The following is a 14,005-nucleotide window of genomic DNA, read 5'->3' as shown; positions in this document are numbered from 1 at the left end:
TTCAATCGCTAAAACGAAAAAGCCCGACCTGCGTGTCGGGCTTTTTTGTGGGCGATGGTTGCGGAGGCGTTTACCCCCGCCGATCCAGCACGTTCACCACCAGCCGATCCAGCCATCCCCATACGCGCTCCTGAACCCGTCGCCACAGCGGTCTGGATTTCCAGCCGTCCAGGGTGATTTCACTGCTCACGGCAAAATCCTGGGTGAAGCTGGCGGCCACGGCACGGGTCAGCGCGGGGTCGATCGCTTCGAGGTTGGCTTCCAGGTTGAAGCGCAGGTTCCAGTGATCGAAGTTGCATGAGCCGACGCTGACCCAGTCGTCGATCAGCACCATCTTCAAGTGCAGGAAGCACGGCTGGTATTCGAAGATTTGCACCCCGGCCTTGAGCAAGCGCGGGTAATAACGGTGGCCAGCGTAGCGAACCGAAGGGTGATCGGTGCGCGGACCCGTGAGCAACAAGCGTACGTCAACGCCCCGAGAGGCCGCTCGGCGCAAGGCACGGCGAACTTTCCAGGTCGGCAGAAAATACGGCGTCGCCAGCCAGATGCGCGTCTTGCTGGTGTTCAGTGCACGCACCAGTGACTGCACGATATCCCGGTGCTGACGGGAATCGGCATAGGCCACCCGACCCAGCCCATTCCCGCTGACGGGTGCCTTGGGCAGACGCGGCAGACCGAAGTTTTCCGCAGGCCGCCATGCTCGCCGCCGAGGGTTGGCGTGGAACTGGCGGTCGAACAACGCTTGCCAGTCGATCACCAGCGGCCCGCGGATCTCGACCATCACCTCATGCCACTCGCTGCTGTTCAGGTCCGGGCGCCAGAACTCGTCGGTGACACCCGTCCCGCCCACCACCGCCAGCTCTTTGTCGACCAGCAGCAGTTTGCGGTGGTCGCGGTAGAGGTTTCGAAAGCCACGCCGCCAATGGACGGGATTATAGAAACGCAGAATCACGCCAGCGTCGGTCAGGCGCTTGCGCAGACTGATCGTGAACGCCGCGGCGCCGAAACCATCGAACAGACACCTCACGATGACCCCGCGATTCGCCGCACCGACCAGCGCCTGCACGATCGCTTCGGCGCAGGCCCCGGCTTCCACCAGATACAGTTCAAGCTCGATTTGCTGCTGCGCGCCTTCAATCGCAGCGATCATGCGCGGGAAGAACGCCGGGCCGTCGATCAGCAGGTTGAACTGGTTTTCCTCGCGCCACGGAAAAATCGCGCCCCTCATGAGCGGGCCGGCCGGGCGGTCAAGGCAGAGGCGTCAGCGACGAGGACCGCGAGGGCAAGCGAGGCGGAAAGGCAAATGGACATGCGGACTCCAGAGGGTGCGATGCGCAACCCTATCCGGCTGTCTGACCGCACGCAAACTTCAACGTTCTACGGCACCGGCGGCGACAAACGACAGCCCTGGCGCGGGCCCTCCCACTGCGCTGCGCTCTCGCGGCCCAGCCCTGTCGCAGTGATGCGCTTGTTCAGCGCGTCTTCGTCGAGGGTGCTCGGCAGCCACTGCTTCACGTAGCGGCGGCAATAGTCTGCAGGGTTATTCATGACGAAGCGGCACGAGCAGTATTCCTTGGCGGTGTAGGCGCTGATGATGCTGGGGAATACCTGCAGCTGAACGCGCCAGTTCCAGATCAGGCCGGCAATGATCAGCAGCACCAGTATGAAGAAGCTGCGGAATGGGCGGCGTCGGATGAATGCCATGCGAGCGTTCATTGATCACCCTCCCCGGCCACGGCCTTCAGCGCCAGCTTGAGCAACTGGTTGTGGTCATAAGTGCCGTCGCGATCGTCGGCGTAGCGAACGATCACCAGCTTCGCGCTGGGGATCACGTACAGCGCCTGCCCCCAATGGCCGAGTGCGGCGAAGGTGTCGGGAGGTGCGTCGGGCCACGGACCGAGGTTGCCGTCGGCGGTCTTGTTCAGCCACCAGTGACCGCCGGGGGCTTCATCGGCCGGGGTCTGGGTAAGGGATTTGAACGGCGTCAGGTTGAAATCAACCCAGGCCTCGGGCAGCAACTGGCGGTCTTGCCAGCGCCCGCCGCGCTCCATCAGCAGGCCGATGCGCGCAAGGTCACGGGCCGTCATGTACGCGTAGGACGACCCGACGAAAGTGCCGGTGGCGTCGCGCTCCCATGTGGCGCTGGTCATGCCCAGCGGGTCGAACAAGGCGGTCCAGGGGTAATCAGCGTAGGAGCGTTCACCCACCATGCCTTTCAGCGCAGCGGCGAGGACGGTGCTGTCGCCGCTGGAATAGCGGTATGAAGTGCCCGGCGCACTGGCGGTGCCGTGCTCAGCGGCGTATCGCGCCATGTCGCCCCGCCCTCGGGTATAGAGCATCGCGACGACCGACGAGTTGAGCGGCGCGTATTCATAATCTTCCTGCCAGTCGAGCCCCGAAGCCCAGTGCAGCAGATCCTGAAGTTTGATATCGGGATGCGCGCTGAACGGCGGGTAGAACCTGACGACGGGGTCTTCAAGCTTGAAACGGCTTTCACCAAACGCGACGCCAAGTACGCTCGCCAGAATGCTTTTGCTGATCGACCAAGTCAGGTGCGGGGTGTCTGCACGCGTCACGCCGCCATAGCGTTCGTACACCACTTCACCGTCGTGAATGATCAGCAGCGCGTCTGTGCGCACGCCTTCGCGGGAGGCTTCGTCGCGGGCCGGGAAGGCATAGTTGTCCAGAGCGGTGACTGCATTGTTTCGATTGAGCAGTCGCTCGGACCAATCCGGCGCAGGCCAGGTTTCGGAGGCGGCGGCGGAACAGGTGATCAGGAACAGCGCGACGGCGAATAGCAGACGGGTCATGGAGTGGACTCGGGCTCGGATGCAGGCAACCGTAGCAGTCAATGATGACAGCCCATTGAACGCAAACCCCTGTCACGCAACCATCACCAAAGCTTAATGGTCGTGACACGGCCTCTCCCTAGCCTGAATTCGTACAGCAATGCTCGAACAATCAGTCGACCCGCCTGGACGAAGGCGGGATTACGGAGATGCCGCATGACTCAGATCGCCAGCATTCGAGACACCCGAACCGAACGTCGCCTGCAGGCAGAACGCCTGACCGGTGATAAGGCCCTGCAGGAAGCACAGGCTTTGCGCTTCAGTGTGTTCAGTGGCGAATTCAACGCCAGGCTCAAGGGCGCCGAGCTGGGCCTGGATATCGATGATTACGACGTTCACTGCATGCACATCGGCGTGCGCGATCTGAGCAGCGGTCGTCTGGTCGCCACCACCCGCTTGCTGGACCACAAGGCCGCCAGCACCCTGGGCAAATTCTACAGCGAAGAAGAATTCAGCCTGCACGGCCTGCGCCATTTACAGGGCCCGATCCTGGAATTGGGCCGGACCTGTGTCGATCCCTCCTACCGCAACGGCGGCACCATCGCCGTGTTGTGGAGCGAACTGGCCGAGATCCTCAACGAAGGCGGCTACAGCTACCTGATGGGCTGCGCCAGCATTCCGATGCAGGACGGCGGCATTCAGGCCCACGCGATCATGCAACGCCTGCGCGAACGTTATCTGTGCAACGAACACCTGCGCGCCGAACCGAAGAATCCCTTGCCGACGCTGGACCTGCCCAACAACGTGATCTGCGAGATGCCGCCCCTGCTCAAGGCTTACATGCGCCTGGGCGCGAAGATCTGTGGCGAGCCGTGCTGGGACGAAGATTTCCAGGTCGCCGACGTCTTCATCCTTCTCAAGCGCGACGAGCTGTGCCCACGCTACGCTCGCCACTTCAAGGCAGCGGTGTGATGAGCACCTGGCGCAGTCATGCGCGCGTGGTGCGGGTGCTCTGGGTGATTGCGCTGGGCTTGAGCATCGCCGGCACCTTTGCCCTGATGGAACGCCTGCGCATCGGCAATTCCATGGCCCGTCGCCAGCGCTGGACCGCCTGGTTCATGGCGCGCCTGAGTGCCGCGCTGCCGTTTCGTGTGACCGTCAGCGGCAAGCTGCCGAGCGAGCCGATGTTGTGGGTGAGCAATCACGTGTCGTGGACCGACATCCCGCTGCTGGGCATGCTGGCGCCGCTGTCGTTCCTGTCCAAGGCCGAAGTGCGCACCTGGCCGGTGGCGGGCTGGCTGGCCTTGAAAGCCGGCACACTGTTCATTCGCCGGGGCTCGGGCGACAGCAAGCTGATTCAGAAGCAGATGGGCCAGCACTTGCTGGGCAGGCATTCGCTGGTGATCTTCCCCGAGGGCACCACCACCGACGGTCGTAGCTTGCGTACCTTCCACGGCCGCCTGCTGTCGAGCGCCATTGAAACCGGCGTGCCGGTACAGCCTGTTGCCATTCAATACGTGCGGGACGGCCAGCCGGATCAGATTGCGCCGTTCATTGGCGACGACGACCTGCTCTCGCACTTGCGTCGTCTGTTTGCCAATGAGGTGAGCGAGGTGCATATCCAGTTGCTCTCGCCTATCGCGTCTGTGGGGAAAGAGCGCGCAGCGCTAGCGTTCGAAGCCCAGCAGGCGGTGCAGGTCGCGCTGTTCGGCGAGGCGGTTCAACCGGCGATGGTGCGTTCCGCCGCCAAGGCCGCCTGAGCAAACGCCTGAAGTTCAGGATAAAACGCGCTGAAATCGTCACTCAGTGGTCGATACAGCGCGTGCAACTCTTGGTTGACCCCGGCCAGCCCTTCCGGCCGTGTCAGGCGACGCGAGATGCCAGCCAGCGCATCACCCACCACCGAAAATTCACGGTACGAACCCAGCCAGTCCTGCGCCGCCATGCGCGGCGCAATCAACGCGAGACGCTCCGGCAACGCGGGCTCATCGGCCAGCACGCGGTAAACCTTTCCGGTGAAGGTATCCAGCGGCTCGTCGGAATACAGGTGCCAGTCCCGCGCCAGGCAATGGTCGAAGAACACATCCAGCGCGATCCCTGCATAGCGACGACGGCCATCGGGAAAACGCCCCAGTGCCTGCTTGATAAGCGGGTGCGAATCAGTGAATGCATCGATTCGCCGGTGCAGACGAATCGCGCTTTCGATGTCTGCCGGGAAGCGCCCCGGCAGCAGGCCTTTTACGAAGTCGCCGTACAGGCTGCCCAGCAATTGCGCCGGCGTCTGCCCGCCGAGGTGCAGGTGTGCGAGGTAATTCATGGTTGTTGCCTATTGCTGCGAGCCTTTTTTCTGCGCCTGAGTCCGCCGAATGTGCGGGGACTCATTCGCAATGACGCTCGTACAGTCGCCACATTCCCTGCGCCTGTAAAGCGGGAATGCCCGTCAACGCTCTACCAACAGGTCAGCCCAGCGCCATATCGTTATAACCCGATATAACGAACCAGCCCGTCCTAAGCACTTATTCATATTTGTATATCGCGATTTATAGATATAAGGTTGGCCCCATCGCGATACAGCGCACCTGCACTGAGCACGACATGCCTACCGACATCGATATCGACGAAATCATCAAAGCCCTCGCCCACCCGGTTCGCCGGCAGATTCTGGACTGGCTCAAAGACCCGGTTGCGACTTTCCCCGATCAGCGTCACACCATTGATGGCGGTGTGTGTGCGGGGCAGATCGACCAGCGCGCCGGTCTGTCGCAGTCGACCGTTTCGGCCCATCTGGCAACGTTGCAACGGGCCGGCTTGATCACCAACCAGAAACACGGCCAGTGGCATTTTTTCAAGCGCAACGAAGACGTCATTCAGGCGTTCTTGCAGCAACTGACGCAGCGGCTCTGAGCCCTTCGCCCCACACCCGGATTTCAGGAGACGCAACGTGCCCCTTTCACTACTCATTCTGGCCCTGAGCGCCTTTGCCATCGGGACGACCGAATTCGTCATCATGGGCTTGCTTCCCGACGTCGCGAGCGATCTGGGCGTCAGCATTCCCGGCGCCGGCTGGCTGGTCACCGGCTACGCCCTGGGCGTTGCAATCGGCGCGCCGTTCATGGCGATGGCCACCGCCAAGTTGCCGCGCAAAGGCGCATTGGTCACGTTGATGGGCGTCTTCATCATCGGCAATCTGCTCTGCGCGCTGGCGGCGGACTACAACATTCTGATGTTCGCCCGCGTGGTCACCGCGCTGTGCCATGGCGCGTTCTTCGGCATCGGGTCGGTGGTAGCGGCAAATCTGGTCCCGGCCAATCGTCGCGCTTCGGCCGTCGCGCTGATGTTCACCGGCCTGACCCTGGCTAACGTCCTCGGCGTCCCGTTGGGCACTGCACTGGGGCAACAGGCCGGCTGGCGCTCGACCTTCTTCGCGGTGACGGTGATTGGCGTCATCGCCTTCATCGGCCTGATTCGCTTCCTGCCGAGCAAGCGCGATGAAGAGAAACTCGACATGCGCGCCGAACTCGCCGCGCTCAAAGGCGTGGGCATCTGGCTGTCGCTGAGCATGACCGCGCTGTTCGCCGCCTCTGTGTTCGCCCTCTTCACCTACGTTGCGCCACTGTTGGGCGAAGTCACCGGCGTCTCGCCGCTGGGCGTGACCTGGACGCTGATGCTCATCGGCCTCGGCCTGACGCTGGGCAATATCATCGGCGGCAAACTCGCCGACCGCCGACTGGCCGCCACGCTGATCGGCGTGTTCATCGCCATGGCGGTGATCTCCACGGTGCTGAGCTGGACCAGCACGGCGCTGATCCCGGCTGAAATCACCCTGTTCCTCTGGGCCACCGCTGCGTTCGCCGCCGTGCCTGCCTTGCAGATCAACGTGGTGACCTTCGGCAAGGCCGCGCCCAATCTGGTGTCCACCCTGAACATCGGCGCCTTCAACGTGGGCAATGCGCTGGGCGCCTGGGTCGGCGGCAGCGTCATCGCCCATGGCTTCGGCCTGACCACCGTACCGCTGGCTGCTGGCGTTCTGGCGGTGCTGGCGCTACTGGTTACGTTGATCAATTTCCGTCAGCGCAACGATGTCGAAATGGCCCCTTTGACCAACTGATTCCCCGAATTTGAAACCTGCGGATCCACCTTTTACCGACTGCACTAAGGATTTCACGATGACCACGATTTTTGACCCAATCAAGATGGGTGACCTGGAACTGACCAATCGCATCATCATGGCACCGCTGACCCGCTGCCGCGCCGACGAAGGCCGCGTGCCCAACGCGATGATGGCCGAGTATTACGTTCAGCGCGCCTCGGCTGGCCTGATCATCAGCGAAGCCACTTCGGTCATGCCCATGGGCGTTGGCTACCCCGACACCCCCGGCATCTGGTCCAACGATCAAGTGCGCGGCTGGGCCAACATCACCAAAGCCGTCCACGCCGCCGGTGGCAAGATCGTGCTGCAACTGTGGCACGTGGGTCGCGTTTCCCACCCGACCTACCTGAACGGCGAAACCCCGGTTGCGCCGAGCGCCATCCAGCCGAAAGGGCACGTGAGCCTGGTGCGTCCGCTGTCTGATTACGTTACCCCTCGCGCACTGGAACTGGCTGAAATCGAAGAGATCGTCGACGCCTACCGCGTCGGTGCCGAGAACGCCAAGGCCGCCGGCTTTGACGGCGTAGAAATCCACGGCGCCAACGGTTACCTGCTCGACCAGTTCCTGCAAACCAGCACCAACACCCGCACCGATGCCTACGGCGGCTCGCTGGAAAACCGCGCACGCCTGCTGCTGGAAGTGACCGACGCCGCCGTTGACGTCTGGGGCGCTGGCCGTGTCGGCGCGCACCTGGCACCCCGCGCTGACGCGCACGACATGGGCGACGCCAACCTGGCAGAGACCTTCACCTACGTCGCCCGCGAATTGGGCAAACGCGGCATCGCGTTCATCTGCGCCCGCGAACGTGAACTCGACGACAGCCTGGGCCCACGCCTGAAAGAAGCGTTCGGCGGCGTGTTCATCGCCAACGAGAAATTCACCAAAGAAAGCGCCAACGCCTGGCTGGCGAGCGGCAAGGCCGACGCCGTCGCCTTCGGCGTGCCCTTCATCGCCAATCCCGACCTGCCGGCACGTCTGGCCAAGGATGCCCCGCTCAACGAACCTCATCCCGAAACCTTCTACGCCAAAGGCGCCGAAGGCTATGTGGATTACCCGACGCTGTAAGCTGCACCGTTCAAAAGTAATACATCGATAATAAAAAAGCCTCGACTCGAAAGAGCCGGGGCTTTTTTTACAGCAAACTTTTCAACTTACAGCTCTGGATAATCAGTAGCCAACACATTGCCTTCCGAATCCGTAACAGTGCCATCCGGGAATCGCCAGGTGCCGTCCGGATAACCAATAGTGCCGTCAGGATACAGATAACTGCCGTCGGTGTATTGATAGGTGCCGTTCGGAAACTTGATCGTCCCGTCTGCGTAAATGATGGTTCCGTCCAGATACTGGACGTTGCCATCCCCATCCGTAATGTAGTCGCCCCCGGCATCCGCCACGCGGCCGTCCGGCAATTGTTTGTCTCCGCTCGGCAGTAAATACGTCCCCAATGGATACAGCAACGAGACGACACCGGTAATCGTATCAACGATCGACAGCACTTCAGCCAGACGAGGCGGGATCAGCGGCTTGGGCGGCAGCACCAACGACGCGGGTGGCTTGACCGGCCCCGTAATGACTGGCTTGGGGGGACGCGGTTTAACCGCCAACTGCGGTGGTTTCACTGGCTTTACCGCAGGCGGTCGGATGACCGGCGGTTTGATTGAGGGCGGAGTTGTCACAGGTGGCTTTGTAACGGGTGGCTTGGTAACCGGTGGCTTCGTAACGGGTGGTTTGATAACCGGAGGCTTTGTAACCGGTGGCTTTGCGACCGGCGGCTTCGTCACGGGAGGTCTGGTGCCGGGTTTGATTCTGGGCGGCTTCGCAGCATTTCGGGCAAGGCCTGCACCGCTGACGATGCTTTTACCGATCGAGCGGCTTTGGCCGTGTTTAGTGTTGAATCCATTCATCTTAGTCATCCTTAACGGTTGTAACGAAACACCTCGCTGGAGTTGTATCGTTCTTCAAAAAAGCTTCGTCACTGAAGCTCCTCACTGAGTGTGCGATAACCAACAGCGTTATCGCGAGTCACTGGCTAGACCGTAATTCAAAAAAAGATAAACGCAACTCAAAACCCATATCAAATATCAAAATCGGAAATAGCCTACAGGACAGAGTTAAACATTCACGCCTCAACTTCACTCTGCGTCACCTCCCCCGACAACATCACAAATGGCGACGTCATCGGGGGCTGCTTCAAGGTCGAGCATTAATCTGTTGCGACAATGTCTGAATTTGACTCTGCAACGTGTTGATCGTCCGCGTCATCTGACCACGAAACGCATCAAACTCCGCCGTGCTGGCACCCGACGAAGCAGCTGCCGGACGATTCTCCAACTCACTCTTCACCACCACCATATCCTGCTCAAGCTGCTCGATCGCCTGACTGCCATTCGCCTTCTTCAGACTCGCCACGTCCGCGCTCAAGCCCTTCAACTGCGACTCCAGACGCTCCTGCTCAGACTGCGCCGACTTGCCATCCGGCATCGCCGCCTTCAACGCCGCCAGCTCCGTGGTCACGGCCTTCACCTGATCCTGCAACTGCTGATTGACCGCCTGCTGCTGCGCATTCTGCGTACTGATCTGCTCCAGCCGCTTGTCCAGCCCGCCCTGCAAACCTGCCACGCCCTGCTGTTGCTTGCTCTGATCAGCCAACTGATCCTGCAACTGCTTGATCTGCGCCTTCAGCGCCTCGCTGCTGCTCGCCATCGACTCGGTGGCCACCACCTTGCCTGAAATATCCTGCAAGCGCCCCGCCGCCTCCTCACTGATCCGCGCGAAGCTTTCCTGCGTCGCCACCAACTGCTGCTCCATCAAAGAGACCTGCTGAAAACTCCACCAGCCCAGGCCGCAAAACGCGATAAACAGCACACAGATCAACGCCCACAACGCACCGGTACCGGGCGCCTTCACCTTCACCACCGGCGTATCACGGGAATACACCGTCGTGCGCTCGCGGGCACCCGGTGGCGGCAGAAAGTCATCGTCATCGTCTTTGGCGCTGAGGCTCGGGACGTCATCGACGTCGTCATAGGGATCTTTGCGCATGGATTTACCTTTGAAAAAACCGCTGAATCTGAATGGCTCGCAGTATAACCACGGATGTTGAAGCCTTTTACAACGCGCCGCCGTGCTGGGCTTTCCACCAGCCGCAGAACTCGTCGAGGGCGGTCCACACGCTGAAGTCGGGCTGGTAATCCAGATAATGCCTGGCGCGATTGATATCAAGCGTGAAATCCCGGCTCATCACCTGTATCCCGATGCGCGACAGCGTCGGTTCAGGTTGCCCGGGCCAGATCAGGCACGCCGCCTCGTTCATGGCCGCCGCGGTGTACGCCAGGCCGTAAGACCGATAACGCCTGACCGGTGGCAATTCCATCTGGCGCATGACGTAATTGACCACGTCCCAGAGCGGCACCGGCGCGCCATTACTGATGTTGTAGGCCTTGCCCAGCGCCGAACCCGCCGCCAGCAAACTGCTGAGCAGCGCTTCATTGAGGTTTTGAATGCTGGTGAAGTCGACCTTGTTCAGGCCGTTGCCGATGATCGACAAACGATTCTTGCGCTGCATCTCCAGCAGTCGCGGGAAAATGCTCGTGTCACCTGCGCCCGTCACAAAACGAGGACGCAGGGCGATGACTTCCAGACCGAACTCTTCAGCACCAAATACTTTTTGCTCGGCCAGGTATTTGGTCGCGGCGTAGTGATTGCCGAAGCGCTTGGGCACTTGCTCCTCACGGATATCGAGGTGCGATCGGCCATCGAAATAGATCGAGGGCGAGGACAGATGCACCAACCGCCGGACTCTCTGTTTCAGGCAGGCTTCAACGACGTTTTCGGTGACTTGAACGTTGCCCTGATGGAAGTCCTGGCGTCGTCCCCATGTGCCCACCGCACCCGCGCAATGGACCACGGCTTCGACGTCGTCACACAGCGCATGAACGAGTTCCGGATCGGAAAGATCGCCCTGGATGAACTCGGCCCCGCGCCGCACCAGATGCTCGACACCCTCCGCACGACGGCCGTTGACCCGGACGTTCAAGCCTTGCTCCAGCGCGAAACGCGCGAAGCGTCCGCCAATGAAGCCGCCTGCGCCGGTGACCAGAATTTTCATTGCCTGCTCCGTTTAATCATCTTTTGCCTGTGATCGCCGCGGCTGTTCTGCGACCGATCCTACAATCTGCTGCGTCGACTACTGACGTTCACTCAGGCTGCAACGGCACCAGCCATTGCCCCGCTTTTTTCGCCAGATGGTCCGTCAGCTCCGTCAGCAAGCGACCGCCATTGCGCCAATGATGCCAGTACAACGGTACATCAATGCAGTGATCGGCCAGCAACTCGACCAGTTGACCGCTCGCCAATTGCCCGCGGACCTGCAATTCCGGCACCAGTCCCCAGCCCATTCCGGCTTCGACCATGCGCATGAAGCCTTCGGACGAGGGACACAAATGATGCTCGAATCCGCCTTCGACGCCCAGCGAAGCGAGGTAGCGGTGCTGCAGGAAATCATCCGGGCCGAACACCAGCGCGGGCGATCGGGCGACCGCTTGCGGCGTCACGCCCTGCGGGAAATGCCGATCGATGAAGTCAGGGCTGGCCAGCGCCCGGTAGCGCATGGCGCCGAGCAACACACTTCGCGCCCCCGCCACCGGCCGTTCACTGCCGCACAGACACGCGGCCACGTCACCGGCGCGCATGCGTTTGAGCCCGACATCCTGATCCTTAACCACGAGATCAGTGAGCAATCGATGCTCGGCACAGAAGTCCCCGACCGCGAGGGCCCACCAAGTCGCCAGGCTGTCGGCGTTCAGTGCGATGCGCAGGCGCTCGGGCATGCCGCCTTCGTCCAGCGCGGGCACCACGCTTTGCAGATCCCGCTCCAGCAAGCGCACCTGCTGGACATGGTTGAGCAAGCGCCGGCCGATGTCTGTCGGCGTGGGCGGCGTCGCCCGGACCAGTACTGGCTGGCCGACCCGCGCCTCCAGCAGCTTGATGCGCTGGGACACCGCCGACTGCGAAAGGCCAAGCACCTGTGCAGCACGCTCGAATCCGGCTTGCTCGATCACCGCCGCCAGCGCGGAAAGCAACTTGTAGTCGAACATCATTTTCTCTAATGGGTGATGAGCTTTATTGGTTTTTCTTATACTCGCTCTCGCCTGACAATCGCCACCACTGACTGATGCCCACCTCAACAAACGGCGAATATCAATGACTGGCGAAACCTCCCTCAGCGCGTTGCTGCGCAGCATGGACCCCGAACTGAACGAAGGTGATTACGTGTTCTGCACCGTGGCTGACAGCAGCCACGTGCAAGGTGTCGAGGTGATCGGCAGCTTCAGGGAGCGTGAAGGCCTGACCGTCATACTTGAACGCAGCCAGGCGCAGCACCTGGGCCTGGCCAGCGATTACGTCATGGCCTGGATTACCCTGACCGTCCATTCCTCACTCGCGGCCGTCGGGCTGACCGCCGCGTTCGCCAGCGCACTGGGGCAGGCGGGCATCAGTTGCAACGTGGTCGCGGGCTTTTACCACGACCATCTTTTCGTGGGTAAGGACGACGCGCTGGAGGCCATGAGCACCTTGCGCGCACTGGCGACGAGCGCCTGATCCCGTCCATCCCTGAACTGATCGAGGCCCGACATCATGTGGCAAAGCTACCTCAATGGCCTGTTGGTTTCCCTCGGGCTGATCATGGCCATCGGCACCCAGAACGCTTACGTGCTGGCGCAAAGTCTGCGTCGCGAACACCACCTGTCCGTGGCCTTGCTGTGCATCGTGTGCGACGCCCTGTTGGTGGCCGCCGGCGTGTTCGGGCTGGCCAATGTGCTGGCCCACAACCCGACGCTTCTGGCGGTGGCGCGCTGGGGCGGAGTGGTGTTTCTGCTGTGGTACGGCGCCATGGCTTTGCGCCGCGCGTTGTCGCCGCAGAGCCTCGCCAACGGCGACACCCACGGCCAGCGCTCTCGCCGCGCGGTATTGCTGACCGCCCTGGCGGTGACCTTGCTGAACCCGCACGTTTATCTCGATACGGTCCTGCTGATCGGCTCCCTCGGCGCGCAGCAAGCAGTGCCCGGCGCTTATGTGGCCGGGGCAGCCAGCGCTTCGGTGTTGTGGTTTTCAACGCTGGCGATCGGCGCCGCCTGGCTGGCGCCCTGGCTCGCGCGCCCGGCCACCTGGCGCCTGCTGGACCTGATGGTCGCGGTGATGATGTTCAGCGTGGCGGTGCAATTGGTCAGGACGGCGTGAAAACCCAAGCCTGCCACTACGCTTTCGGCGCAATGCTCTGGAACCTCTATCCCACACTGTTGTTGCGTGGTTAAGGTCCGGGGCCGGTGCTATGATCCAGCCCCTGCGCTGCAAAGAGTACAAACTCGCCAGCGTAAGTTCTGTCTGGCCGCCCGTGATCGGCCTTGCGCAAACCGCAACTGACCTGATTAGGAGAATTACCATGGCTTTTGAATTGCCTCCGCTGCCGTACGCACATGATGCTCTGGCACCGCACATCTCCAAGGAAACTCTGGAATACCACCACGACAAGCACCACAACACCTACGTCGTGAACCTGAACAACCTGGTGCCAGGCACCGAGTTCGAAGGCAAGACTCTGGAAGAAATCGTCAAGACGTCCTCGGGCGGTATCTTCAACAACGCCGCTCAAGTCTGGAACCACACGTTCTACTGGAACTGCCTGGCGCCAAACGCCGGCGGCCAACCGACCGGCGCTCTGGCTGATGCAATCAACGCTGCGTTCGGTTCCTTCGACAAGTTCAAGGAAGAATTCAGCAAGACCTCCATCGGCACGTTCGGCTCCGGCTGGGGCTGGCTGGTGAAGAAAGCTGACGGTTCCCTGGCACTGGCCAGCACCATCGGCGCCGGCAACCCGATCACCAGCGGCGACACCCCGCTGCTGACCTGCGACGTCTGGGAGCACGCTTACTACATCGACTACCGTAACCTGCGTCCAAAGTACGTCGAGGCGTTCTGGAACCTGGTCAACTGGAAGTTCGTTGCCGAGCAGTTCGAAGGCAAAAGCTTCACCGCCTGATGAATGCTTGAATGCTCGAATAAAAA

The 14,005-nt window shown here is 61.4% G+C and carries 17 protein-coding genes; 9 read left to right on the top strand and 8 right to left on the bottom strand.

Translation table 11 applies throughout. The features are described from left to right. Positions 1 to 70: 70 nt before the first annotated feature. The 3 genes from M1E04_RS05100 to M1E04_RS05090 form a co-directional block, all read right to left on the bottom strand. Positions 71 to 1,228: a phospholipase D-like domain-containing protein gene (locus M1E04_RS05100; RefSeq protein ID WP_065992236.1), complete on the bottom strand. Its 1,158-nt coding sequence runs from the start codon at positions 1,226 to 1,228 to the stop codon at positions 71 to 73. Positions 1,229 to 1,377: 149 nt separating this feature from the next. Further along, positions 1,378 to 1,716, bottom strand: a complete 339-nt coding sequence (locus tag M1E04_RS05095) for an amidase (protein WP_456292500.1) — start codon at positions 1,714 to 1,716, stop codon at positions 1,378 to 1,380. Further along, positions 1,713 to 2,810: a serine hydrolase domain-containing protein gene (locus M1E04_RS05090; RefSeq protein WP_456292499.1), complete on the bottom strand. Its 1,098-nt coding sequence runs from the start codon at positions 2,808 to 2,810 to the stop codon at positions 1,713 to 1,715. Before M1E04_RS05090 ends, M1E04_RS05095 begins: the two co-directional genes overlap by 4 nt. Positions 2,811 to 3,005: 195 nt before the next feature. Here M1E04_RS05090 and olsB point away from each other — a divergent pair, with 195 nt between their 5' ends. Then, positions 3,006 to 3,761, top strand: a complete 756-nt coding sequence (gene olsB, locus M1E04_RS05085) for an L-ornithine N(alpha)-acyltransferase (protein ID WP_065992230.1) — start codon at positions 3,006 to 3,008, stop codon at positions 3,759 to 3,761. Next, a complete protein-coding gene (locus tag M1E04_RS05080; protein ID WP_455913222.1) occupies positions 3,761 to 4,549 on the top strand; it encodes a lysophospholipid acyltransferase family protein in 789 nt (262 codons plus the stop codon). The genes olsB and M1E04_RS05080 overlap by 1 nt, the downstream gene beginning before the upstream one ends. Here M1E04_RS05080 and M1E04_RS05075 read toward each other — a convergent pair. After that, a complete protein-coding gene (locus M1E04_RS05075) occupies positions 4,510 to 5,106 on the bottom strand; it encodes an acyl carrier protein phosphodiesterase (protein WP_456292498.1) in 597 nt (198 codons plus the stop codon). The genes M1E04_RS05080 and M1E04_RS05075 overlap by 40 nt on opposite strands. Positions 5,107 to 5,384: 278 nt before the next feature. On the opposite strand from M1E04_RS05075, the gene M1E04_RS05070 reads away from it, so the two are divergent. From M1E04_RS05070 to M1E04_RS05060, 3 genes are read left to right on the top strand one after another with little or no spacing between them, the layout of a single operon-like run. Further along, positions 5,385 to 5,693, top strand: a complete 309-nt coding sequence (locus M1E04_RS05070; protein ID WP_296310764.1) for an ArsR/SmtB family transcription factor — start codon at positions 5,385 to 5,387, stop codon at positions 5,691 to 5,693. Positions 5,694 to 5,730: 37 nt separating this feature from the next. Further along, entirely contained in the window at positions 5,731 to 6,897 is a 1,167-nt protein-coding gene (locus M1E04_RS05065; protein WP_192132790.1) for an MFS transporter, read from the top strand. A gap of 58 nt (positions 6,898 to 6,955) precedes the next feature. Next, positions 6,956 to 8,005 carry an alkene reductase gene (locus M1E04_RS05060; RefSeq protein WP_456292497.1) on the top strand — a complete coding sequence of 350 codons (1,050 nt, stop codon included), beginning with the start codon at positions 6,956 to 6,958 and terminating at the stop codon, positions 8,003 to 8,005. Positions 8,006 to 8,091: 86 nt separating this feature from the next. Here M1E04_RS05060 and M1E04_RS05055 read toward each other — a convergent pair whose 3' ends face one another. Continuing rightward, complete coding sequence (locus M1E04_RS05055; RefSeq protein ID WP_456292496.1) at positions 8,092 to 8,559, bottom strand: hypothetical protein; 468 nt, start codon at positions 8,557 to 8,559, stop codon at positions 8,092 to 8,094. Positions 8,560 to 8,581: 22 nt separating this feature from the next. Between M1E04_RS05055 and M1E04_RS05050 the strand changes: the two genes are divergently transcribed. Beyond that, a complete protein-coding gene (locus tag M1E04_RS05050; RefSeq protein WP_192132784.1) occupies positions 8,582 to 8,932 on the top strand; it encodes a hypothetical protein in 351 nt (116 codons plus the stop codon). Positions 8,933 to 9,130: 198 nt separating this feature from the next. On the opposite strand, the gene M1E04_RS05045 is transcribed toward M1E04_RS05050, so the two are convergent. From M1E04_RS05045 to M1E04_RS05035, 3 genes are all read right to left on the bottom strand, one after another. After that, entirely contained in the window at positions 9,131 to 9,982 is an 852-nt protein-coding gene (locus tag M1E04_RS05045; protein ID WP_456292495.1) for an ATPase, read from the bottom strand. Between the two features lie 67 nt (positions 9,983 to 10,049). Next, positions 10,050 to 11,048, bottom strand: a complete 999-nt coding sequence (locus M1E04_RS05040) for an NAD-dependent epimerase/dehydratase family protein (RefSeq protein WP_456292494.1) — start codon at positions 11,046 to 11,048, stop codon at positions 10,050 to 10,052. 88 nt (positions 11,049 to 11,136) lie between these two features. Further along, on the bottom strand, positions 11,137 to 12,036 hold the full coding sequence (locus M1E04_RS05035; protein ID WP_456292493.1) for a LysR family transcriptional regulator ArgP: 900 nt from the start codon (positions 12,034 to 12,036) through the stop codon (positions 11,137 to 11,139). Between the two features lie 106 nt (positions 12,037 to 12,142). Between M1E04_RS05035 and M1E04_RS05030 the strand changes: the two genes are divergently transcribed. From M1E04_RS05030 to M1E04_RS05020, 3 genes are all read left to right on the top strand, one after another. Next, entirely contained in the window at positions 12,143 to 12,541 is a 399-nt protein-coding gene (locus M1E04_RS05030) for an ACT domain-containing protein (protein ID WP_065992215.1), read from the top strand. Between the two features lie 36 nt (positions 12,542 to 12,577). Beyond that, the gene (locus M1E04_RS05025) at positions 12,578 to 13,180 is read left to right on the top strand and encodes a LysE/ArgO family amino acid transporter (RefSeq protein ID WP_192132776.1); all 603 of its coding nucleotides are present in this window, start codon (positions 12,578 to 12,580) and stop codon (positions 13,178 to 13,180) included. Between the two features lie 202 nt (positions 13,181 to 13,382). Beyond that, positions 13,383 to 13,979, top strand: coding sequence for a superoxide dismutase (locus M1E04_RS05020; RefSeq protein ID WP_065992213.1), 597 nt, complete (start codon positions 13,383 to 13,385; stop codon positions 13,977 to 13,979). The last annotated feature ends 26 nt before the right edge of the window (positions 13,980 to 14,005 follow it).

The sequence above is a fragment of the Pseudomonas sp. AK106 genome, from assembly GCF_053903055.1.
The sequence above is the reverse complement of the archived record's forward strand: the minus strand, read 5'-3'. Positions and strand labels throughout refer to the sequence as shown.

Coding starts and splice junctions, on each gene's coding strand:
- M1E04_RS05100 (WP_065992236.1), bottom strand. CDS start 1,228: ATGAGGGGCGCGATTTTTCCGTGGCGCGAGGAAAACCAGTTCAACCTG.
- M1E04_RS05095 (WP_456292500.1), bottom strand. CDS start 1,716: ATGAACGCTCGCATGGCATTCATCCGACGCCGCCCATTCCGCAGCTTC.
- M1E04_RS05090 (WP_456292499.1), bottom strand. CDS start 2,810: ATGACCCGTCTGCTATTCGCCGTCGCGCTGTTCCTGATCACCTGTTCC.
- olsB (WP_065992230.1), top strand. CDS start 3,006: ATGACTCAGATCGCCAGCATTCGAGACACCCGAACCGAACGTCGCCTG.
- M1E04_RS05080 (WP_455913222.1), top strand. CDS start 3,761: ATGAGCACCTGGCGCAGTCATGCGCGCGTGGTGCGGGTGCTCTGGGTG.
- M1E04_RS05075 (WP_456292498.1), bottom strand. CDS start 5,106: ATGAATTACCTCGCACACCTGCACCTCGGCGGGCAGACGCCGGCGCAA.
- M1E04_RS05070 (WP_296310764.1), top strand. CDS start 5,385: ATGCCTACCGACATCGATATCGACGAAATCATCAAAGCCCTCGCCCAC.
- M1E04_RS05060 (WP_456292497.1), top strand. CDS start 6,956: ATGACCACGATTTTTGACCCAATCAAGATGGGTGACCTGGAACTGACC.
- M1E04_RS05050 (WP_192132784.1), top strand. CDS start 8,582: ATGACCGGCGGTTTGATTGAGGGCGGAGTTGTCACAGGTGGCTTTGTA.
- M1E04_RS05045 (WP_456292495.1), bottom strand. CDS start 9,982: ATGCGCAAAGATCCCTATGACGACGTCGATGACGTCCCGAGCCTCAGC.
- M1E04_RS05040 (WP_456292494.1), bottom strand. CDS start 11,048: ATGAAAATTCTGGTCACCGGCGCAGGCGGCTTCATTGGCGGACGCTTC.
- M1E04_RS05035 (WP_456292493.1), bottom strand. CDS start 12,036: ATGTTCGACTACAAGTTGCTTTCCGCGCTGGCGGCGGTGATCGAGCAA.
- M1E04_RS05030 (WP_065992215.1), top strand. CDS start 12,143: ATGACTGGCGAAACCTCCCTCAGCGCGTTGCTGCGCAGCATGGACCCC.
- M1E04_RS05025 (WP_192132776.1), top strand. CDS start 12,578: ATGTGGCAAAGCTACCTCAATGGCCTGTTGGTTTCCCTCGGGCTGATC.
- M1E04_RS05020 (WP_065992213.1), top strand. CDS start 13,383: ATGGCTTTTGAATTGCCTCCGCTGCCGTACGCACATGATGCTCTGGCA.